This window comes from Streptomyces sp. NPDC041784, from assembly GCF_055591025.1.
Map to the genome: position 1 here is coordinate 370,953 of NZ_JBVJAB010000003.1, position 21,745 is coordinate 392,697.

17 protein-coding genes, 2 tRNA genes and 1 pseudogene are annotated in these 21,745 nt (G+C 72.3%); 11 read left to right on the forward strand and 9 right to left on the reverse strand.

Annotated features, from left to right (window positions below):
• Nucleotides 1–273 precede the first annotated feature (273 nt).
• Nucleotides 274–3,404: pseudogene (locus ACZ6D7_RS08355) on the forward strand (Tn3 family transposase).
• Nucleotides 3,405–3,488: 84 nt separating this feature from the next.
• Here ACZ6D7_RS08355 and ACZ6D7_RS08360 read toward each other — a convergent pair.
• Both ACZ6D7_RS08360 and ACZ6D7_RS08365 read right to left on the reverse strand, forming a co-directional pair.
• Nucleotides 3,489–4,121, reverse strand: a complete 633-nt coding sequence (locus ACZ6D7_RS08360) for a class I SAM-dependent methyltransferase (protein ID WP_469485410.1) — start codon at nt 4,119–4,121, stop codon at nt 3,489–3,491.
• Nucleotides 4,122–4,146: 25 nt separating this feature from the next.
• Complete coding sequence (locus ACZ6D7_RS08365) at nt 4,147–5,610, reverse strand: MFS transporter (protein WP_469485413.1); 1,464 nt, start codon at nt 5,608–5,610, stop codon at nt 4,147–4,149.
• 142 nt (nt 5,611–5,752) lie between these two features.
• Between ACZ6D7_RS08365 and ACZ6D7_RS08370 the strand changes: the two genes are divergently transcribed.
• Complete coding sequence (locus tag ACZ6D7_RS08370) at nt 5,753–6,337, forward strand: helix-turn-helix domain-containing protein (protein WP_469485415.1); 585 nt, start codon at nt 5,753–5,755, stop codon at nt 6,335–6,337.
• Nucleotides 6,338–6,366: 29 nt separating this feature from the next.
• On the opposite strand, the gene ACZ6D7_RS08375 is transcribed toward ACZ6D7_RS08370, so the two are convergent.
• On the reverse strand, nt 6,367–7,437 hold the full coding sequence (locus tag ACZ6D7_RS08375; protein WP_469485418.1) for an NAD(P)/FAD-dependent oxidoreductase: 1,071 nt from the start codon (nt 7,435–7,437) through the stop codon (nt 6,367–6,369).
• Between the two features lie 295 nt (nt 7,438–7,732).
• Between ACZ6D7_RS08375 and ACZ6D7_RS08380 the strand changes: the two genes are divergently transcribed.
• Nucleotides 7,733–8,650: a recombinase family protein gene (locus ACZ6D7_RS08380; RefSeq protein ID WP_469485424.1), complete on the forward strand. Its 918-nt coding sequence runs from the start codon at nt 7,733–7,735 to the stop codon at nt 8,648–8,650.
• A 165-nt stretch (nt 8,651–8,815) separates the two neighbouring features.
• Nucleotides 8,816–10,006, forward strand: a complete 1,191-nt coding sequence (locus ACZ6D7_RS08385) for an alcohol dehydrogenase catalytic domain-containing protein (protein WP_469485428.1) — start codon at nt 8,816–8,818, stop codon at nt 10,004–10,006.
• A gap of 42 nt (nt 10,007–10,048) precedes the next feature.
• On the opposite strand, the gene ACZ6D7_RS08390 is transcribed toward ACZ6D7_RS08385, so the two are convergent.
• Entirely contained in the window at nt 10,049–11,125 is a 1,077-nt protein-coding gene (locus ACZ6D7_RS08390; protein ID WP_469485434.1) for an ATP-dependent DNA ligase, read from the reverse strand.
• A 74-nt stretch (nt 11,126–11,199) separates the two neighbouring features.
• Between ACZ6D7_RS08390 and ligD the strand changes: the two genes are divergently transcribed.
• Nucleotides 11,200–12,219: a non-homologous end-joining DNA ligase gene (gene ligD, locus ACZ6D7_RS08395; protein ID WP_469485437.1), complete on the forward strand. Its 1,020-nt coding sequence runs from the start codon at nt 11,200–11,202 to the stop codon at nt 12,217–12,219.
• A 45-nt stretch (nt 12,220–12,264) separates the two neighbouring features.
• On the opposite strand, the gene ACZ6D7_RS08400 is transcribed toward ligD, so the two are convergent.
• Entirely contained in the window at nt 12,265–12,594 is a 330-nt protein-coding gene (locus tag ACZ6D7_RS08400) for a hypothetical protein (protein WP_469485440.1), read from the reverse strand.
• Between the two features lie 252 nt (nt 12,595–12,846).
• On the opposite strand from ACZ6D7_RS08400, the gene ACZ6D7_RS08405 reads away from it, so the two are divergent.
• A complete protein-coding gene (locus ACZ6D7_RS08405; RefSeq protein ID WP_469485442.1) occupies nt 12,847–13,872 on the forward strand; it encodes a LacI family DNA-binding transcriptional regulator in 1,026 nt (341 codons plus the stop codon).
• 26 nt (nt 13,873–13,898) lie between these two features.
• Here the strand turns inward: ACZ6D7_RS08405 and ACZ6D7_RS08410 are convergent, their stop codons facing one another.
• Entirely contained in the window at nt 13,899–14,693 is a 795-nt protein-coding gene (locus tag ACZ6D7_RS08410; protein ID WP_469485445.1) for a VOC family protein, read from the reverse strand.
• 270 nt (nt 14,694–14,963) lie between these two features.
• Here ACZ6D7_RS08410 and ACZ6D7_RS08415 point away from each other — a divergent pair, with 270 nt between their 5' ends.
• From ACZ6D7_RS08415 to ACZ6D7_RS08435, 5 genes are all read left to right on the forward strand, one after another.
• Nucleotides 14,964–15,206 carry a WhiB family transcriptional regulator gene (locus tag ACZ6D7_RS08415; RefSeq protein ID WP_469485448.1) on the forward strand — a complete coding sequence of 81 codons (243 nt, stop codon included), beginning with the start codon at nt 14,964–14,966 and terminating at the stop codon, nt 15,204–15,206.
• 74 nt (nt 15,207–15,280) lie between these two features.
• Nucleotides 15,281–15,352: transfer RNA gene (locus ACZ6D7_RS08420), tRNA-Gly, on the forward strand.
• An 8-nt stretch (nt 15,353–15,360) separates the two neighbouring features.
• Nucleotides 15,361–15,432: transfer RNA gene (locus ACZ6D7_RS08425), tRNA-Asp, on the forward strand.
• Nucleotides 15,433–15,461: 29 nt separating this feature from the next.
• Nucleotides 15,462–16,856, forward strand: a complete 1,395-nt coding sequence (locus ACZ6D7_RS08430; protein ID WP_469485451.1) for an SDR family oxidoreductase — start codon at nt 15,462–15,464, stop codon at nt 16,854–16,856.
• 101 nt (nt 16,857–16,957) lie between these two features.
• Entirely contained in the window at nt 16,958–18,097 is a 1,140-nt protein-coding gene (locus ACZ6D7_RS08435; RefSeq protein WP_469485453.1) for a leucine-rich repeat domain-containing protein, read from the forward strand.
• 156 nt (nt 18,098–18,253) lie between these two features.
• Here the strand turns inward: ACZ6D7_RS08435 and ACZ6D7_RS08440 are convergent, their stop codons facing one another.
• The 3 genes from ACZ6D7_RS08440 to ACZ6D7_RS08450 form a co-directional block, all read right to left on the reverse strand.
• Nucleotides 18,254–19,399, reverse strand: coding sequence for an RNA polymerase sigma factor (locus ACZ6D7_RS08440; RefSeq protein WP_469486031.1), 1,146 nt, complete (start codon nt 19,397–19,399; stop codon nt 18,254–18,256).
• A gap of 8 nt (nt 19,400–19,407) precedes the next feature.
• Nucleotides 19,408–19,815: a YciI family protein gene (locus ACZ6D7_RS08445; protein WP_469485456.1), complete on the reverse strand. Its 408-nt coding sequence runs from the start codon at nt 19,813–19,815 to the stop codon at nt 19,408–19,410.
• A 117-nt stretch (nt 19,816–19,932) separates the two neighbouring features.
• Entirely contained in the window at nt 19,933–21,735 is a 1,803-nt protein-coding gene (locus ACZ6D7_RS08450) for an AAA family ATPase (protein WP_469485460.1), read from the reverse strand.
• Between the last annotated feature and the right edge of the window lie 10 nt (nt 21,736–21,745).

The window sequence follows — 21,745 nt, forward strand, 5'->3', positions numbered from 1 at the left end:
ACTGGTGTGCGCCATTGCGGGCGGGGAGGTCTCCGTGGAGGGGGAGGGGGCTTGGGCGTGACTCTGGCGCGGCTTTGGCACGGTTTCGGCGTGGCTTCGGCGTGGCTTCGGCGTGGCTTTGGCGTGGCTTTGGCGTGCGATCGCGGCCTCGGGGAACATCGGTACAGCGGTTGGCGCTGAGAACGATCATGGTCGCTAGCACACCGGTCGGTGGTGCCGCTGGCTTCCTGGAAAGGCCACCGGACGGGTAGCGGCGCTGGCTCCGGTCCGGCTGTGCCGGTGGAGTTTCTGACTGATGAGCAGGCCGAGGCGTACGGGAAGTTCGCCGAGGAGCCGACCCGCCCCGAGCTGGAGCGGTTCTTCTTCCTGGACGACGTCGACCGCGATCTGATCGCGCGGCGCCGCTCAGCGCACCCAGCTCGGCTTCGCCCTTCAGATGTGCACGGTGCGCTACATCGGCCGGTTCCTCCCGGACGATCCGCTCGATGCGCCGTGGCAGGTGGTCGAGCATCTGGCCGCGCAGCTCGGCATCGAGGACGCGTCGGTGGTGAAGCGGTACACCGAGCGGCCGAAGACGGCGTACGAGCACGCGTGGGAGATCCGGGACGCTTACGAGTACCGCGAGTACGAGGACGCAGAGTGGTCGCGGCGGTTCCGGACGTTCCTGCACGGGCGGGCGTGGACGCACGCCGAGGGGCCGGTGGCGCTGTTCAACCAGGCGGTGGGCTGGCTGCGTCGGCACCGGGTGCTGCTGCCCGGGGTGAGTGTGCTGGCGCGGCAGGTGTCGGAGGCTCGGAAGGTCGCGGAGAAGCGGCTGCACGCCACGGTCGCGGGCGCGGCCCGCCGCGCCGATCCAGCGTTGCCCGGTGAGCTGGTGGCGACGTTGAAGACGCCGGAGGGGGCGCGGTTCTCAGAGCTGGAGCGGCTGCGCCGGCCGCCGACGCGGACGACGGGGACGGCGTTCGCCCGAGCGTTGGAGAGGGTGGACGAGATCGGCGCGTACCGACTGGGCCGGTTGCGGCTGTCGCAGATCCCGCCGAACCGGATGGCCGCGCTGGCGCGGTATGCGCTGGGGTCGAAGGCGCCGTTGTTGGAGCGGGCCTCGGAGCCGAAGCGCACGGCGATGCTGACCGCGGTGATGCGGCACCTGGAGGCGAAGGCGATCGACGAGGCCCTGGACCTGTTCCAGGTCCTGATGGCCGCCCGGCTGCTGAACACCGCGAAGCGCAAGACGGAGAAGGAGCGGCTGTCGACGCTGCCGCAGTTGGAGAAAGCGTCCCGGCTCGTCGCCCGTGCGTGGGAGGTGCTGGTCGAGGAGCTGGAGCTGGTCGAGGAGCACGGCGCGGACCTGGACGTGGGCGCGCTGTGGGCGGCGTTGGAGGAAGTCGGTCCGCGGGCGGCAGTGACCACGGCCGCGGCGACGGTGGTGACGCTGGTGCCCGAGGACGAGAACACAGCCGACGTCGCGATGCGGGCCGCGCTGGCGACCCGGTACGCCACGGTCCGCCCGTTCCTCGCGCTGCTGGGCGAGTCGAAGGCCCTGGACGCGGCGAGCGCGGGCAAGCGGGTCCTGGCCGGGGTGCGGGGTCTTCCGGCGCTGGCGCGGCGCAAGGTGGGGGTCAAGCCGTTGCTGCCGCGTGAGGTGGACGACAAGCTGGTGCCGCCGGTGTGGCGCAAGGCGGTGTACGCCAACCCGGATCTGCCGCAGGGGTCGGTGGACCGGGACGCGTACGTGGTGTGCGTGCTGGAGCAGCTGCACCGAGCGTTGAACAACCGCGACGTGTTCGCCTCGCCCTCGCACCGCTGGTCCAACCCGCGAGCCCGCCTGCTGGACGGCCCGGACTGGGACGCGGTCGAGGAGGATGTTCTGGCGGCCCTGAGCCTGGACATGCCCGTGGAGGAGCACCTGGTGGAGCTGGTGCGGGGCCTGGACGCCGGATGGAAGCAGCTCGCCGAACGCCTCGCGGAGGCAGGGCCGGCGGCGAAGGTGTCCATCGAGGTGCAGGACGACGGGCGGGTGAAGCTGAACGTCGACAAGCTCGGCGCGCTCGGCGAGCCGAAGTCCCTGACCTGGCTGCGTCAGCGGGTCGAGAAGATGTTCCCGAAGATCGACTTGCCGGATCTGCTGTTTGAGGTGAACGCCTGGACCGGGTTCCTCGACGCCTTTGTCCACCTCGGCGACGGCACCACACGGATGAAGGACCTGCCCACCTCCATGGTCGCGCTGCTGGTGTCCGAGGCGTGCAACATCGGCCTGACCCCGGTCGTGAACCCCGGCTACGAGGCCCTGACCCGGGCCCGGCTCGTGCACGTCGACCAGTACTACCTGCGGGCGCGACACCATCACCGCGGCAAACGCCGCTCTCATCGTTGCCCAGGCCGACATCCCGATCGTGCAGTTCTGGGGTGACGGGCTGCTCGCCTCCGTGGACGGGCTGCGCTTCCAGGTGCCGGTGCGCACCATCAACGCTGCCCCGTCGCCGAAGTACTTCGGGTTCAAGCGGGGCATCACTTGGCTCAACGCCGTCAACGACCAGGTCGCGGGCATCGGGCACATGGTCGTCCCCGGGACCCCGCGCGACTCCCTGCACATTCTGGACGCCTTGCTGAACCTGGATGGCGGAGTCAAGCCGGAGATGGTGGCGACCGACAACGCCTCGTACTCCGACATGGTGTTCGGCCTGTTCAAGATCCTCGGCTACAGCTTCAGCCCACGGTTCCGCGACCTGGACGATCAGCGGTTCTGGCGGGCCACGCTGCCCGGTGTCGAGACGGGCACCTACGGCGCGGTGGAGGATTTGGCCCGCAACTGGGTCAACCTGAACAAGGTGATCACGCACTGGCCGGACATGCTGAAGGTCGCCGGTTCCCTGGTCACCAACCAGGTCCGCGCCTACGACCTGCTGCGGATGTTCGGCCGCGACGGGCGCCCCACCCCGCTGGGTGCGGCGTTCGCAGAATACGGGCGGATCGCCAAGACCGAGCACCTGCTGCGCGTGGTCGACCCGGTGGATGACACCTACCGTCGTCAGATGAACCGGCAGCTCACCGTGCAGGAGTCCCGCCACAAGCTGGCCCGGGATGTGTGCCACGGCAAGCGCGGCACCATCCACCAGGCGTACCGGGAGGGAATGGAGGACCAGCTCGGCGCGCTCGGCCTGGTCCTCAACGCCATCGTGCTCTGGACCACCCGCTACATCGACGCTGCCGTCACCCAGCTTCGCGCCGAGAGCCACGAGCTCCGGGAGGAGGACATCGCCCGGCTCTCCCCGCTCAAGCACCGCAATCTGAACCTGCTCGGCCGTTACAGCTTCACCGCCTTTATTCCGGCGGCCGGTGCCCTGCGTCCGCTGCGCGACCCGGAGGCTCCGGAGCTGGAGGAGGACGACGACGGAGTGGGCTGAAGCGGTGGCGGTTTCATGTGTGCTCCGGTGACGCCAGGGTGGTGCGGGGTCAGGGGGCGGCTGAGGATCAGTCCTTTGTGCGTGTCAGCCGGTGCGTCGGACGGCGATGACGTTGTCGGTGACGGTCGCGGTTTGTCCTTCGGGGCCGGTGGCGGTGCGCTGGGGTGCGTCGCCTCGTTCGACCGTCCAGGTGTTGTCGAGCCGGAGCGAGGCGATGACGTCGTCGGGGGAGGGGTAGTGGATGTCCTGGCCGGCCTGCCAGGACCAGGGGGCGGTGGAGGCGTGTTCGATCACGATCAGCCGCCCGCCAGGTGCTACGGCCTGGGCGGCTCGTCGCAGGACGGTCTCGCGGGCGATGGTGATGGGGGTGTGGAAGTAGGTTGCGGTGACCAGGTCCCAGGCGCCGTCGGGGAACGTCTCGGAGAGGTCGTGCTGCTGGGGGTGGATCCGGTCGGTGAGGCCGGTGGTTGCGGCGCCTGCCGCGACGCGGTCGAGGGCGGTCTGGGAGACGTCGACGGGTGTGACGTCCCAGCCCTGGGTGGCGAGCCAGAGTGCGTCGCCGCCGTGGCCGCAGCCCAGGTCCAGGGCTTTACCCGGGGCAGGGGCAAGGTTGGCGAGCAGGGCGGTCAGGACGGTGTTGGGCTTGGTGCCCCACTGCGCGTCCATGCCGGCGTAGTGCTTGTCCCAGAACGCGGCGGACTCGTTGGCGCTGTTCATGTGCGGGGCCTTTCAGTGAGGGTGGTCAGGAGGCGGTGGTGTGGGTGCGGCGGCTTCGGATGAGGAGGCCGGTGGCGGCGAGGGCGAGGGCGAACAGGGCGGCGCTGGCGAGGAAAGCGACCCGGTAGCCGTGCACGTATCCGTCCAGCCGGACTGCCTGTGTCGCGGCGCCGGTGCGGTCGGCGAGGAATCCGGTGAGGGCGGAGACGTACAGGGTGTTGAGGAGGGCGGGGCCGACTGCGCCGCCGACCTGCTGGGTGGTGCTGATCATCGCGCTGGCGACACCGGTGTCGGACGGCGCGATGCCAGCGAGGGCGGTGTTGGGCAGCGCGACGAAGAACGCGCCCAGACCGAGACCGGTCAGGATCATGGCGGGCAGCACGATGGTCAGGTAGCCCTCGGTGGGCTTGAGTAGCGTCAGCACCAGGGCGCCGGCCAGGGTGACGGCCGTGCCCGCCGTCATCAGTGTCTTCGGGCCGAGTCGGGTGACCAGGGGGGCGCCGAGGGTGGCCGCGGCGATGATGCCGGCACTGAAGGGCAGGAACGCCAGCCCTGCGCGCAGCGGCTGGTAGCCGAGGTTGACCTGGAGGTAATAGGTCAGGAACAGCATCAGGCCGAACATGCCCGCCCCGATCAGCAGGGAGGCGAGGAATGCGCCGCCGCGGTCTCGGTCCAAGACGACGCGCAGCGGCAGCAGCGGGTGGGCGGTGCGCTGCTCGACCAGGACAAAGGCGGCCAGCAGAAGGAGTCCGGCGGTAAGCAGGAGCCAGGTCGCCGGGGTGTTCCAGCCCGCTTCCGCGGCGTGGGCGAAGCCCCATACGACGGCGACCAGGCCGGTGGTGACGAGCAGCGCGCCGGGGACGTCGTAGCGGCGGGTGCCCTCGGCGCGGCTCTCCTTGAGCGTGGGCAGGGCGGCCAGGGCAACGGCGAGTGCGATGGGGGTGTTGACGAACAGGCACCAGCGCCAGCTGGTGTATTCGGTCAACAGGCCGCCCGCGATCAGTCCGACCGCGCCGCCCGCGCCCTGCAGGGCGCCGTAGACGCCGAACGCCTTGGCCCGCTCGCGTGCGTCGGTGAAGGTGACCGCGATCAAGGACAGGGCGGCCGGGGCCAGCAGGGCAGCGAATGCGCCCTGCAGGGCGCGTCCGGCGAACAGCGTCGCCCCGTTCGGAGCGACGCCAGCGACCATGGAGGCAGCGGCGAAGCCGACCAGCCCGATGAGGAACACGCGCTTACGGCCGACGAAGTCGACGACGCGCCCGCCGAGCAGCAGCAGACCGCCGAAGGTGAGGGCGTAGGCGGTCACCGCCCACTGCCGGTTCGCGTCGCTGATGTCCAAGTCCGCCTGGGCGTGCGGGAGGGCGATGTTGATGATGGAGGCGTCCAGCACCACCATCAGCGTCGCCACCGAGATCACTGTCAGCGCCCACCAGCGCCGCGGGTCAAGAGCATCTTCGCTGCGGTTCACAGCGTCGGATTCCGTCGTCATCGCAGGGCCGATCCTCAAAGAGTTCAGGGAAGGGAGAAGGTCATGGGCGGATCACCGGGCCTGGCCCGGGCCGATGGAAGGACACTGCTCCACCTGCTGCCAGAGTTGCAAAGTCTCATGCCGTTTCAGCATGCTGGTGGATATGAGCGCCTCACATCACACCGAGAAGAAGGACCGGCTGGCCGCGGTCGGGCCACGCCTGCGGAACCTACGCCGAGGTCATGGCCTGACACTGGCCGCCCTGGCCGAGCAGACCGGGATCAACGAGAGCACGCTCTCCCGCCTCGAAGGCGGGACCCGCAAACCGACCCTGGAGATGCTCCTGCCGCTCGCCGAGGTCTACGCGGTGCCCCTGGACGAGCTCGTCGGCGCACCGCGCACCGGGGATCCGCGCATCCACCTCAAACCTGTCACCCGCAACGGCATGACCTTCGTGCCGCTGAGCCGGCCCGGCGGCGTTCAGGCCCACAAGCTCCTCATTCCGCCCCGGCCCGACACCGAACCACAGCTCAACACGCATGAGGGATTCGAATGGGTCTACGTCCTCGCCGGCCGCCTGCGCCTGCTGCTCGGCGACAACACCGTGATCCTCAAGCCCGGCGAAGCCGCCGAGTTCGACACCCACGTGCCGCACTGGCTCGGCCCCGACGACGAGCGCACCGTGGAACTTCTGATCCTCTTCGGCACCCAGGGAGAGCGGGCCCATCTCAAGGCCCGCACCATCTGAGTCGCGCCTGCCGAAGACGCCGACGCCGCTCAGTGATCGTCGAGGAGGCCGTCCAGGCCGTGCACGCCCGGGCCCAGCACCCGCCGCGACACTTCGGCCTCCATCGCCCCGTCGAACACGTCGGCGCCCGAGACCGCGGCGCGGGAAGCGGCCGCGCGGGCGGCGTCGGTCATCAGCAGGCTCATGTTGATCGCCGCTGCCGCGCCGACCCCGGCCGCCATGGCCTGGGGAACGCCCGCCATCACGTCGCTGACATTGCCCGCCGCCCACACCCCCGAGACCCCGGTGAAACCGGAACCATCCACCACCACCTGCTCACCGATCCCCATCGGATGCTCCCGCACCTGAAGGCCAAGACCGTCGAGGAAAGCGGCGCGCGCCACGAATCGCGGCGCCACCACCAGCTCCTCCACCGGCACCACCGCCCCCGACGCCAGACGCACCCCCGCCAGCTGGTCCCGCTCCTCGTCCACGACCAGACCGCCGACCCTGCCCTCGACCACACCGACGCCCAGACCGGCCAGCTGCTCCCACTGCTCCTCGGTCAGCTCCGCGCCCTCGTGCAGGAACAAGGTGACGCCCTTCGACAGCTGCCTGAACAGCAGAGCCTGGTGGAAACTACCCAGCACACCAATCGCCCGATCGCGGACCTCCCAGCCGTGGCAGTACACGCAGTGCAGAACATCGCGCCCCCACCGCTCGGCCAGCCCGGGCACATCCGGTAGCTCATCGACCAGCCCTGTCGTCACCAGCACCCGCCGTGCCCGCACCCGCTGCCAGTCCTCGGTGACCACCGAGAACTCCTCGCCGTCCCGGTGCACCTGCGCCACCCGGCCGGAGACCACCCGGCCACCGTACGAGGTGACCTCCTCCCGGCCCAGCCGCAGCAGTTCCAGCGGCGACATGCCTTCCCGGCCCAGAATGCCGTGCGCGCCGACCCCGACAGCCGGGGCGTTGCGCGGTTCCCCCGCATCGATCACCAGCACCGACCGGCGCACCCGGCCCAGGGTCAGCGCGGCCGAAAGTCCGGCTCCCCCTCCGCCGATCACGACCACGTCCCAGGCCGTACCGTCCACTCGCGTCATCTCTCGCTCGTTCATGACCCCACCTTGCGATCCGCCAACGCAGTACGGCAAAGTCGCATGCCGTTTCGGCAAGCGGACCTGATGTCGCCGTCCGGGTCCTGGCCCCACGGAGCCACAGCGGAGCGCCGAGTGACTCTCTACGGGTCCCTGTCGTCAAACGATCGAATGACGACAGGCGCGGCGAGCGTCCAATGAACCCAGTGATTCCGGGGCCTGACGGCGGCTCCAATCCAATGACATCCGATGAAGGCTGACGACAGGGTTAGATGACACCCGAGGTCCGATGCGCCGACAGAAGCGGGGAAACAGCGTGGCCAATCTCGTCTACAAGAGGGTGTCGACCGGCCAGCAGTCCACCGCCCGCCAAGACCTCGTCCTGGCCGAGGCGGGGATCGAGGACCCGATCGTCTTCGAGGAGGACCCGGGGACCTCCAGCCGCCTCCACCCGCTTCAGCGGCCGAAGTTCGGCGAACTGCTCACGTACGCGCGGCCGGGCGACACCGTGCACATCTCCGAGATGTTCCGCCTCGTGCGCGGCAACCAGCACATCCTCGACGTCCTCGAAGTCCTGCACCGCGATCAGGTCGCCCTGCGCATCCACGACGGCGCGTTCTCCGCGATGGACCTCACCGCCCGCCACCCCCGCACCGGCGAGCTGCTGTCCACCGTGAAGTTCATGGTGCAGACCCTCGCCGCCGCCGGCGAACTCCAACGCGACCTCCAGCGGGAGCTGACCTACGACGGACTGCGCGCCGCCGAGGCCAAGGGCAACAAAGGCGGACGCCGCCCCGCCGTGGCGGCCGACCTGACCGGCACCGTGCGTGCCGCGTACCTGGAGGGCCGCTCCATCGCCGCCCTCGCCCGCGACCACGGCGTCAGCCGCGGCGCGATCCGCACAGCCGTCGCCGACCTCCTGCCCGACCCCACCGCCGCCGTCGAAGACGTTCCGGCACCGGAGCTGCCGGTCACCCTCGACATGCCGGGCAAGGTCGCAGACTTCCTCCGCTCCGCCGACCTGGACCCCACCGAGCGCGCCGCGCTCAACCAGGGCGTGACCGTACGGCGCGGCCAGGGCTACACCCTGCGCGTCACCGCCGTCCCCGCCATGCACCGCCAGTTCCTCGCCCGCTGCCGGCCGCTCGACGGCAGCCACGGCTGCTCCGCGATTCCCGCCCAGCGCAAGGCACGCCGCGAGTACGAGAACCGTGTCAGCACGCTCACACCCTGACCATGATCGTTCTCAGCGCCAACCGCTGTACCGATGTTCCCCGAGGCCGGATCGGGCCGGTCGTGGCGGTTCGGGGTGTGTCGCCCGGGTACCCGGGCCACATCCGGGGCCTGGGATCCCCTGCCCGCCGGGCGGACCGGGTCCCCGCGGAGGGAGCGCGGCGCGATGAAGGCAGTGACCTGGCAGGGGAAGCGGGACGTCCGGGTTGACACCGTGCCCGACCCGGTGGTCCAGGAACCGACGGACGCCGTCATCCGCGTCACGTCCACCGGGCTATGCGGCTCCGACCTGCACCTCTACGAGGTGCTCACCCCCTTCATGACCCCGGGCGACATCCTCGGCCACGAACCCATCGGCATCGTCGAGGAGGTCGGCGCCGGCGTCCCCGACCTGATGGCGGGCGACCGGGTCGTGGTGCCCTTCCAGATCGCCTGCGGCAACTGCTGGATGTGCCTCAACTCCCTGCCCACCCAGTGCGAGACCACCCAGGTCACCGGCGAGGGCATGGGCGCCGCCCTGTTCGGCTACACCCGGCTCTACGGTTCGGTGCCCGGCGCCCAGGCCGAGTACCTGCGCGTCCCGCAGGCCCAGTTCGGCCCGATCAAGGTCCCCGAGGGCCCGCCCGACGACCGGTTCGTCTACCTCTCCGACGTGCTGCCCACCGCCTGGCAGGCCGTCGCCTACGCCGACATACCCGAGGGCGGCACCGTCGCCGTGCTCGGCCTCGGCCCCGTCGGCGACATGGCCTGCCGGATCGCCCGGCTGCGCGGCGCCGACCGGGTCTTCGGCGTGGACCTGGTCGCCGACCGGCTGCGCCGGGCCCGCGCGCGGGGCGTGGAGACCTACGACCTGCGCGGCTTCGACAGCGAGAAGGAGCTGGTCACCGCGATCCGCGACGAGACCGCCGGCCGTGGCCCCGACGCCGTGATCGACGCCGTCGGCACCGAGGCCCACGGCAGCGCGGTCGCGCGCCTCGCCCAGCAGGCCTCCGCCCTGCTGCCGCGCCGGATCGGCGTGCCCTTCGCGGAACGCTTCAGTGTCGACCGCCTCGCCGCCCTGCTCACCGCCATCGACCTGGTGCGCCGCGGCGGCACCCTCTCGCTCGTCGGTGTCTACGGCGGCATGGCCGACCCGCTACCGATGCTCACCCTCTTCGACAAGCAGCTCCAGATCCGCATGGGCCAGGCCAACGTGCGCCGCTGGAGCGACGACATCTTGCCCTACCTCACCGACGAGGACCCGCTCGGCGTCGACGACTTCGCCACCCACCGGCTGCCGCTGACCGATGCGCCGCACGCCTACGAGATGTTCCAGCGCAAGCAGGACGGGGCGGTGAAGATCCTGATGGTGCCGTGATGACGTCCTGAACACGAACGCCGCGGACTCGGATCAGGTGGATCACGACCCGGACGGGTTCCCGAGGATCTCCGCGAGGTCGTAGCGCACCGGCTCCTCCAACTGCGCGTACGTGCAGCTCTCCGGCATGCGGTCCGGGCGCCAGCGGCGGAAACGGGCCGTGTGCCGGAACCGGGCCCCGTTCTCCATGTGGTCGTAGGCCACCTCGGCCACCCGCTCCGGCCGCAGCGGCACCCACGACAGGTCCTTCTTGCCCGACCAGCGGCTCGGTGCGCCCGGCAGCCGGGCCGTCTCGTGCGCCGACTCGTCCGACCAGGCCGCCCACGGATGGCCCTCGGCGTCCGCCATCCGCAGCGGCTCCAGCTCCTCCACCAGCTCGGCCCGCCGCTTCATCGCGAAGGCCGCCGACACCCCGACGTGCTGGAGGGCGCCCCGGTCGTCGTACAGGCCGAGCAGCAGCGAGCCGACCACCGGTCCGCTCTTGTGGAACCGGTAGCCCGCGACGACCACGTCCGCGGTGCGCTCGTGCTTGACCTTGAACATGGCGCGCTCGTCCTGGAGGTAGCGCAGGGTGAGCGGCTTGGCGATCACCCCGTCCAGGCCCGCGCCCTCGTACTGCTCGAACCAACGCTGCGCGACCTCGACGTCCGTGGTCGCCGGAGCCAGGTGCACGGGCGGGGTCACCCCCTGGAGCGCCCTGCCGAGCAGCTCCCGCCGGTCGGTCAGCGGTACGTCGAGGAGCGAGGTGTCGGCGAGCGCCAGCACGTCGAACGCCACGAACGACGCCGGGGTCCGCTCGGCGAGCGTGCGCACCCGGGAGGCCGCCGGGTGGATCCGCTCCGTGAGCGCGTCGAAGTCAAGCCGCCCCTCGCGCGCGATCACGATCTCCCCGTCCAGCACGCACCGCTCGGGAACCCGCTCCCGCAGCGCCTCCACCAGCTCGGGAAAGTACCTGGTCAGCGGCTTCCCGGTACGGCTGCCCAGCTCGACCTCGTCCCCGTCGCGGAACACGATCGCCCGGAAGCCGTCCCACTTCGCCTCGTACTGCATGCCCGGCGGAATCGCCGCCACCGCCTTGGCGAGCATCGGCTTCACGGGCGGCATCACCGGCAGATCCATGGTCCGATTCTGCGCCCCTCCCGAGCGGATCGCCCGGTATGCGCGCTTTCGGGGTTGCGCCTACCGTGGCTCGCATGGGTGACGCGGTGGAACTGGAGGCGGGCGGCCGGAGCGTACGGCTGTCCAGTCCCGACAAGGTCTTCTTCCCGGAGCGCGGCTTCACCAAGCTGGACGTCGCCCGCTACTACCAGGTGGTCGCCCCCGGCATCCTGCGCGCGCTGCGCAACCGTCCCACCACCCTGGAGCGCTACCCGGACGGGGTGACCGGCGAGTCCTTCTTCCAGAAGCGGGCGCCGAAGAACATGCCCGACTGGATCCCGACCGCCCACATCACCTTCCCCAGCGGGCGCAGCGCCGACGAGATGTGCCCCACCGAGGAGGCGGCCGTGCTGTGGGCCGCCCAGTTCGGCACGCTCACCTTCCACCCGTGGCCGGTGCGCCGCGACGACGTCGACCGCCCCGACGAACTCCGCATCGACCTCGACCCGCAGCCCGGCACCGACTACGACGACGCCGTCCGCGCGGCGCACGAACTGCGCGCCGTCCTCGACGAGTTCGGCGGACTGCGCGGCTGGCCCAAGACCTCCGGGGGCCGCGGCCTGCACGTCTTCGTTCCGATCGAGCCCCGCTGGACCTTCACCCAGGTGCGGCGCGCCGCCATCGCCGTCGGCCGTGAGATGGAGCGGCGGATGCCGGACCAGGTCACGATCAAGTGGTGGAAGGAGGAACGGGGCGAACGGATCTTCGTGGACTACAACCAGACCGCCCGCGACCGCACCATCGCCTCCGCCTACTCCGTACGCCCCCGCCCGCACGCCCCCGTCTCGGCACCCCTGCGCTGGGAGGAGGTCGGCGAGGCGCACCCCCGCGACTTCGACATCGCGACCATGCCGGCCCGGTTCGCCGAACTCGGCGACGTCCACGCCGACATGGACGACCACGCCTTCTCCCTCGACGCCCTCCTGGACCTGGCCCGCCGCGACGAACACGAGCACGGCCTGGGCGACCTGCCGTATCCGCCGGAGTACCCGAAGATGCCGGGCGAGCCGAAACGGGTACAGCCGAGCCGGGCGAGGCGGGAGAAGGAGGCGTAGGAGACGTACTTGACGTAGAGGGACGTAAGGAGCCCTGGACGGAGGTCAGGGGGCGACGGCACCGCCGCCGACGGCGGCCGTCACCCCCGGCCCGGTCGGTCCTCGCAGGTCATGAGTACGCCGGGGCATGCCCTCCTCCAGGTCGCTGCCCGTCCACTCGTCGATGCAGTCCGCCAGGACGTCCCCGACGACCCCGGCGATCGGCGCCAAGTGGCCGAGTTCGGTCAACGCCCGCTTGTGCAGGCGCAGTTCGGGCCAGCCGAGCTGCCGGGTCAGCTCGATCACCGGCCACTCGTCCGGAACCCGCCACCCCGTCATCAGCAGCCCGCTCATCTCGACGGCCGCCATCCGCTGCCCCCAGTCGGAGCTGCGCATGCCGGACGCCACTGACAACGCCCCGCGCCCGCCCCGCGCCCGCCCCGCGCCCGCCCCGCGCCCGCCCCGCGCCCGCCCCGCGCCCGCCCCGCGCCCGCCCCGCGCCCGCCCCGCGCCCGCCCCCCGCCCGCTCCCGCCCGACGCCCCGAGCGCCTGCCTGCCACGCTGCCGGGAACGCTCGCCGAGAGCGCTCTCACCTCCCGCGACTCCCGGAGCTATCCTGATCCGCATCCATCGAGGAGGAGCCCCGACGTGACCGAGACCGCGCCGCGCCCCACCCTGGAGGCCGTGGCCGCGCGGGCCGGGGTCTCCCGGGCCACCGTGTCACGCGTCGTCAACGGCGGGGACGGTGTCCGGGAGCCGCTCGTCAAGCGGGTGCGGCGGGCCGTGGAGGAACTCGGCTACGTGCCCAACCAGGCCGCGCGCAGTCTGGTGACGCGACGTCACGACGCCGTCGCGGTCGTCATCGCCGAGCCGGAGACGCGGGTCTTCGCCGACCCCTTCTTCGCCCTCCAGCTCCGTGGCATCAGCAAGGAACTGACGGCCCACGACAACCAACTGGTGCTCCTGCTCACCGAGGGCCGCGACGACCACGCCCGGGTCGCCCGCTACCTCGCCGGCGGCCATGTCGACGGCGCGCTGGTCTTCTCCCTGCATCTCGACGACCCGCTGCCCGGCCTCATCAGGGGCGCCGGGATCCCCACGGTGTTCGGCGGCCGTCCGGGCTGGAACGACGGCGACGAGGGCGTGGTCTACGTCGACAGCGACAACCGTGGCGGCGCCCGCGAGGCCGTCCGCCATCTCGTCGGCCTCGGCCGCACCCGGATCGCGCACATCACCGGCCCCCTCGACCAGACCTCCGCCGCGGACCGGCTCCAGGGGTTCCGGGACGTGCGCGGCGACGCCGACCCGCGCCTCGTCGTGGAGAGCGACTTCACACCCGGCGGCGGTGAGCGCGCGATGCGGGAACTCCTCGACCGCTGCCCGGACGTGGACGCCGTGTTCGCCGCCAACGACCTCGCCGCCTCGGGCGCCCTGCGGGTGCTGCGCGAGCAGGGGCGGCGCGTGCCCGAGGACGTCGCCGTGGTCGGCTTCGACGACATGCTGCCCGTGGCCGAGGGCACCGACCCGCCACTGACGACGGTCCGTCAGGACATCGAGGAGATGGGCCGGATCATGGCCCGCATGCTGCTGCGCCGCCTCGACCCGAGCGGCACCGACGACCCCGCGGCCGGCGTCGTCCTGCCGACCACCCTGGTGCGCCGCGCCTCGGCCTGACCGGGCAGCCGACTTTCACGACTGCCTCACGTCTCCTGCGGGGCCGCGCTCTTGATCACCGCGAAGCGTGCCCCGTACGGGTCGGCCAGCTTGGCGATCCGGCCGACGCTCTCCACGTCCATGGCGGGCATCCGCACCGTGCCGCCCAGCTCCTGCGCCCGGGCGACCAGCCCGTCCACGTCCATGACCTCGAAGTACGGCAGCCAGTACGCCCCCGAGCGCGCCTCCACCGGATCGTCGGCCAGCGGGACGATCCCGCCGAACATGGCGTCCTCACCCAGACCGGCGGGGTTGACGCACGTGTACGTGCCGCCGGGGAAGGGCACGGCGAACGTCTCCAGTCCGAGCGTCGCGTGATAGAACGCGGCCGCCGCCGCGATGTCCGGGGTGTACAGCTCGACCCAGCACAGTGAACCGGGATCGCCCACGAGGTCCACGCCCTTGGTCAGCCCCGGCTGCCAGAGGCCGAACGGCACCCCGGCCTCGTCGGCGAGGATCGCCATCGTGCCCTGGCCCATCACGTCCATCGGCGCGAACAGCACCCTGCCGTGCGTCCGCTCGGCTGCCTTGGCCGTCGCGTCCGCGTCCGGCGTGCGGAAGTACACCGTCCATGACGGCGGGCCCTGCTCGGGTGCGATCTGCATGCCGCCCGCCACGGTCTTCCCGTCCAGTCGGAAGAAGCCGTAGCCGCCGGCCTCGGGGCCCGCCGACTCGAACCGCCAGCCGAAGAGGGCACCGTAGAAGGAGGTGGCGCCGTCGATGTCGGACGAGCCGACGTCGATCCAGTTCGGAGCGCCGTCGACGAAACGGGTGGTGAGCATCTTCGCCCTCCTCACAAGGGTCCCGTTGCCTGCACTGCCGAGTCTCGCACCGCCCACTGACAACCGCCGCCGGAATGGGGCCACCGGCTTCCCGGGCCCCGACCGTCACCGTGGGTCACGGCCGATGTCCTCCGGGTTCCGGCGCGTTCCGCGCGCCGCCGTGCGCCCCGCCACCTCGCGGGGTCACCATCAGGGTGGCCGCGGGCCACGCGGCGCGGCGTATATGCCGCGTTGATCGAACGTTTTTCGCCGCGCGGCACGATCCTCGCCATGTACACGGACACGATCCCCACTCCCGATCTCGCCTGGCAGCGGGAGGCGCTGTGCGCGCAGACCGGGGCGGACTTCTTCTTCCCCGAGCCCGGCAGTTCGGTGCGGGAGGCCAAGCTCATCTGCGGTATGTGCGAGATGCGCACGGCCTGCCTCGACTACGCCCTGGCCAACGACGAGCGCTTCGGCGTCTGGGGCGGCCTCTCCGAGAAGGAACGGTTGCAGATACGACGCGCGCGCTGATTCCCGGCGCCGATCCGGCCCGGGAAATCCGGGCGACCGCGTCGCGGGGGTGCGGTTAGGATCCGGGGGCGCCTCCGGACGTAGCGCAGAGGCAGTCGCGCCGGCTTGCCCAGCCGGATACGCCGGTTCGAATCCGGTCGTCCGGGCGCGAAGGGGTCCCGTAGAGCAGAGGCAGACTCGCCGCCTTGTCAGGGCGGATACGCCGGTTCGAATCCGGCCGGGACCGCCGGAACGGCGAGTGCGGGGCGGGGACGGATGGGCGAGGACAACGAGGACGACACCGGAGCGGCGGTCACCGGAGCGGTGACCGGACCGGTCGGCGGGGCGGAACCGGTCGGCGAGGCGGAACTGGCCGCCTTCCACCGGATCGTGGGCAAGCTGCGGGCCCTGCCCGTCGACGATCCCGCACGGCTGCGCGCCGAGCAGGTCGCCGCGTCCTTCGCACGCGACGGACGGCTCCGGCGGCGCAAGGCGCGCGGCGCCGAGACGACGGCCGCCGACGCCGCCGCGATGGCCTCGACCGCGACCGGTGCCGTGGACCGCCGGGAGGACGCGCCCCTGGCGGACGCCGGCCGCGGCGGCGTCTTCCGCCGGCCGCGCACCTGCTACGTCTGCAAGTCGCCCTACCGACAGGTCGACACCTTCTACCACCGGCTCTGCCCGGACTGCGCCGCCGACAACACCGCCCGCCGCGCCCTGACCACCGATCTGAGCGGCCGCCGGGCCCTGCTCACCGGCGGCCGGGTGAAGATCGGCTTCCAGCTGGCGCTGATGATGCTGCGCGACGGTGCGGAACTGCTCGTCACCTCCCGGTTCCCGCACGACACCGTGCGCCGCTTCCGCGCGGAGCCGGGCAGCGAGAAGTGGCTGGACCGGCTCACCGTGCTCGCCGTCGATCTGCGTGACCCGCGCCAGGTGCTCGGCCTGTGCGAGGAGCTGCGCGCGGAGGGCGAGCCGCTCGACATCCTCGTCAACAACGCCGCCCAGACCGTGCGCCGCCCACCGGAGTCGTACGCCCTGCTGGCCGCCGGCGAGTACGACGCCCTGCCCGAAGGGGCGCGCGCGGCGCCGGGCTTCGCCCCGATGCGGATGCTGCCGAGCGGAGCCGGCGCCCTGCCCGCGGCCCTCCGCGAGGCCGACGAGGCCGGACTGCTGCCCGACCCCGCCCCGGAGAACTCCTGGTCGGCCCGGCTCGGCGCGCTCGATCCGGCGGAGGTCCTGGAGACCCAGCTCGTCAACGCCCTCGCGCCCGCGCTGCTCTGCGACCGGCTGCTGCCGCTGCTGCTGGCCGCCCCGCGTCCACGCCGCTATGTCGTGAACGTGACCGCCGTGGAGGGCCGGTTCGCCGTGCGCAACAAGATGCCGGGACACCCGCACACCAACATGGCCAAGGCCGCCCTGAACATGCTCACCCGCACCAGCGCCGCCGACCTCGCCGAGCAGGGCGTCCACATGTGCGCCGTCGACACCGGCTGGATCACCGACGAGAACCCGGCGCCCAAGAAGGCCCGCATGGCGGGCGCGGGCTTCCGCACCCCGCTCGACATCGTCGACGGCGCGGCCCGCGTCTACGACCCGATCGTGCGCGGCGAGGCGGGCGACCCGGTGTCCGGCGTGTTCCTCAAGGACTACCGGGAGGCGCAGTGGTGAGCGGGGAGAACGCGGGGAGGACGGAGCAGGCGGCGGCCGGGGCCGCGCCCGGACCCGGACCCGGGTCCGGGCCTTCGGGTTTCGCCGGGGTGCCCCACGTCGTGCCCCGCCCGCTCGCCGACCTCGCACCGTTGCTGGACTGGCTGCGCGCCGGGCGCCCGGCGGGGGAGCGGCTGGACTTCGCGGCCGGTACGGCACTGCCCGACGGCCGTCTGGACCTGTGCAAGCAGGGCCTCGGCGCCCGGGGCGCCGCGCTGGTCGCCGAGGCCCTGGCCGACGGCCCCTCGCCCGTACGCCATCTGCTGCTCGGCACCGACGCGCTCGGCGACGACGGCGCCGCCGCGGTGGCCGGCACGGACGCGCCGGTGGAGACGCTCTACCTAGGCTGCAACGGCATCACCGCGGGCGGCGCCTGCCGGATCGCCGACCAGCTGCGCGCCTCGCCCCAGGTCGTCACCGGTGTCTGGCTCAAGCGCAACCCGTTGGGCGGCGGCGGAGGCCGTGCGGCGGCCGACCTGGTGGAGTCCGTACGGACGCTGCGCACCCTCGACCTCGTCCAGACCGGCCTGGACGCGGCCGGAGCCACCGTCCTCGCCGACGCGCTGCTGGCCGCCACCGGCCAGGGCCGGCGTGTGGAACGGCTGTTCGTCGGCGGCAACCCGCTGGGGGAGCCGGGCGCCAGGGCCCTCGCCGCGGTCGTCGAGGCGGGCGCGGTCGACGAACTGTACGTGTCCGCCGCCCGGCTGGGCGACGCCGGCGCCCTCCGCCTCACCGAGGCGCTGGAGCGGGCCCCGTACGGACGGCTCACCCGGCTGTCCGTCGCCAGCAACGGCATCGGACCGCGGGCCGCCGCCCGGCTGGTCGGCGCGGCCACCACGGCCGGTGTCACCGTGCTGGACCTCGGCCGGGTCCGGGCGGCGGCCGTGCTCGGCGCCGCCGACAACCGGCTCGACCTGGCCGCCGCCGAGACCATCGGACGGACCCTGTCGGCCACCGGCCACCGCCTCTCCCATCTCGTCCTGCGCGACACGGGCCTGCGCAGCCGCGAGGCCCACCGCCTCCTCGACCACGCCCCGCACGCCACCACGGCCACCCGCTTCGTCCTCGGCCAGGGCGTCGCCACCAGCATCAAACGCCGGCTGACGGCCCTCAGCGCCCACCTGCCGCCCCCGGCGGTACCGGCCGATGTCGCGGCCGTCCGCAGCGTGCACCGCACGGCACCGGCGCAGGACGCGGACTGAGCGACTGTCGCCCTTCCGGGAACCTCGAAAAACTGCCCGCCCGCGCCCACGGCTCGTACGCGTCACAGCTGTCACCCCCTGACCCGCACCCCGCACCCCGCACCCCGCACTCCGCCCCCCGGCGCCAGGTGCTGCGGGGAATCTCGAGCGCGGCTGTCAGCGACGCCGGCGGGCGTTGAGCCGGGCGGCCTGGCGTGTCAGGTGGTCGCGCTCGGCGAGGTCGGGTGCCTTGCGGGCCGCCTCGGCGTACAGCCGTGCCGCCGTCGCCAGGTCGCCGTCGCGTTCGTGGAGGTAGGCCGCCACCGCGGTGTGGCGGGGCAGGGTGTCGTCCAGCGCCGCGAGCGCCGCCAGGCCGGCCCGCGGTCCGTCGGCTTCGCCGACCGCCACCGCGCGGTTGAGCCGGACGACCGGGCTGTCGGTCAGGCGCGCGAGCTCGTCGTACCACTCGACGATCTGCACCCAGTCGGTCTCCTCGGCGGTGGGCGCGTCGGCGTGGAGGGCGGCGATGGCGGCCTGGGCCTGGAACTCGCCCAGCCGGTCGCGGGCGAGGGCCGCCTGCAGGATCTCGACGCCCTCGGCGATCGAGGCGGTGTCCCACCGGCCGCGGTCCTGCTCGGCGAGCGGCACCAGGCTGCCGTCGGGCGCGGTGCGGGCCGCGCGCCGGGCGTGGTGGAGCAGCATGAGGGCGAGCAGCCCCGCCACCTCGGGGTGGTCGATCGCGGCCGCGAGCTGCCGGGTGAGCCGGATGGCCTCGGCGGCCAGGTCGATGTCGCCGGAGTAGCCCTCGTTGAAGACCAGGTAGAGGACGCGCAGCACGGTGGCGACATCGCCGGGCCGGTCGAACCGCACGCCGGAGACGGTGCGCTTGGCCCGGCTGATGCGCTGCGCCATGGTCGCCTCGGGCACCAGGTAGGCCTGGGCGATCTGGCGGGTGGTGAGCCCGCCGACGGCGCGCAGGGTGAGCGCGACGGCGGACGACGGCGTCAGCGACGGGTGGGCGCACAGGAAGTAGAGCTGGAGCGTGTCGTCCACCGCGGGCGCGGGCCCGGGCGCCGGCTCCTCGTCGACGAGGTCCTCACGCCGGCGCCGGGCGGCGTCCGCCCGCCTCGCGTCGAGGAACCGGCGCCAGGCCACGGTGACCAGCCAGCCCTTCGCGTCCCGTGGCGGGTCGGCCGGCCAGACGCGGACCGCCTCGACCAGCGCGTCCTGTACGGCGTCCTCGGCCGCCGCGAAGTCGGCTCCGCGGCGGACGAGGATCCCGAGCACGCTCGGTGTGAGGCTCCGGAGCAGGGCCTCGGTCATCTCGGACGTCACTCCGTGATGGTGGGCGGCGCGGTCAGGAAGGGGCGCAGCTCGAGCCACTCGTGGATCGGCTTCCCGCCCGCTCCGGGCGCGGCCGACAGCTCCCCGGCCAGCTCGACGGCGCGCTCGTAGCTGTCGACGTCGATCACCATCCAGCCGGCGATGAGGTCCTTGGTCTCGGCGAACGGGCCGTCGGTGACCGGCGGGCGGCCCTCGCCGTCGTACCGGACGAACGTCCCCTCGGGGGCGAGGGCCTGACCGTCGACGAACTCACCGGTCTTCTCGAGCCGGGCCGCGAAGTCGTTCATGTACTGCACGTGGGCCGAGATCTCCTCCGGTGTCCACTGGTCCATGGGCACGTCGTTGACCGCCGCCGGGGCGCCGCGGTAGTGCTTGAGCAGCAAGTACTTGGCCATCGTGGTTCTCCTCGGTGCTGTGCGACCCATTCTGGTCGCGTTCACCACGGGGACGGAGCGAGCCACGGGTTCTCGACATCGCCGACCGATTTTTTTTCCGGTGGGTTGCCCGGCCTCTCAGCGTCGTATCCCGGTGAACACCTCCATCCAGAACCGCTCCTGCTGCTCCGACGCCCCCACCAGGTACGTCGCCCGCAGTTTCGCCGGCAGCAAGGTCACCAGACGCGCCACCACCGCTCGGTGTTTCCGCAGCTGGGACAGTTCGGCGTTGGCGAGGATCTGGTGGACGACGTCGCTGTCGTCGCCGCCCTCGTCGGAGTGCTCGGCCGCCCGCCGCAGCCGCGCCTCCCACCGGTCGGCGTCCCGGGCCAGCTCCCGCAGGCCCGTCACCGGGCGGCCCCGGAGCCGGTCGATCAGTGCACCGAGCGGCACGGGCGCGTACTCGCCCTCGCCGAGGTAGACCGTGCCCATCTCCAGCGGCAGCCCCCGCCGGTGCAGCTTGATCAGCCGCTCCATCGTCCGCTTGGTGATCCAGGCCCGGCCCTCCTCGTCGATGTCGTGCTTCCACCACTCCAGTACCGTCTCGGCGTCCGACCCGTACCGCGCCAGCAGCCACTCGTTGGCCGGGATGTCCTCCGGCGCCACCTCCAGCGAGGCCGTGAACCGGGTCGCCTGCGCGATGTTGTTCCGGGACACCAGCAGCTTGCGGCCCAGGTGGTACGGCGGGTTCTGGACGGCGATCTGGGCGCGCAGGTTCTCGATCCGCCGCCCGGCCAGCGACCACTCCTGGGTGATCTCCATCAGCTTGGCGAACGCGGCCCGGTCCTTCGGCCGGTTGTACTCGTCCCACACGATCGCCTTGGGCTCCGGGCCGGTGAACCGCACGGCGAGAAGGTTGTCCAGCGTGCCGTCCGGCGAGGGCACCGGCGCGCACAGGTCCTCGACATTGGTCACCGGCAGGGAGAAGTACAGGGCGTCCCGGCCGAGGCCCTCCCGGACCGTCTCCCGCACCAGCTCCGTCTTGCCGCAGCCGGGCGGCCCCTGGAGCAGCACCGTCCAGCGGTTGCGCAGCGCCGCCCGCACCACCTGCCGCACCGGGTCCGGGACGGACGACGGATTGGCCGCGCCCACCGCCGCGGCGATCCGGTCGAGGATCTCCGCTGTGCGGTCCGGCCCCGGTCTGCCGTCCGCGCCCGGCTCGGCCAGCCGCAGCCGCTCGCCGTCGATCAGCGGCAGGCCCCAGCGCAGCGGGAACCCCTCCCGGGCGTTGGCCAGCACATGGTCGAGGGTGCGCGGGGACAGCAGCTCGCGCACCGCCGAAGGGAGCGACGCCCACAGGGAGAGCACCGGACGCAGGTCCCACGGCCGGTACTTGGCCGCGAGGTGGCGCCGCCACGACGTGTCGTTCGCCGTGATCCGCAGCGTGACCATGCGGTCCAGCAGCGCGAGGTCACCGCGCCGGGCCGACGTCTCCGCCAGCGACTCGTTGTCGGTGAGGAAGACGCCGACGCAGCCCAGGGCGCGCAGATCGTGCTCGCCGAGCGTCCAGTTGCAGGCGATCTGCATCAGCTGCGACTGGATCGTGTCACCCGCCTGGAGCGAGTCGTCGATGAGCAGCACGAACGGCCGGCCCGGCTTCAGCTGGCTCATCACCAGCTGCCGCAGCACCAGCTCACCGGAGCGCGGATCCCGCACCGGCGCGTTGACCAGCAGGTCGTCCGGCGTCAGATTGGCCGCGGGGACGTACACCAGGGTCGCGTCCGGGTGGGCGCGCGCGATGTGCGAGAAGAACGTCGCCGTCTTGCCGATGCCGTGTTCGCCGAAGACCTGGCCGGTCTGCCCCATGTCGATCATCGCGTCGATGAAGGACTCCAGTCGTGAGGTGGTCGACTGCCGTGTCTCGGCCGTTTCCGTGGGCATGGGCCGTGAT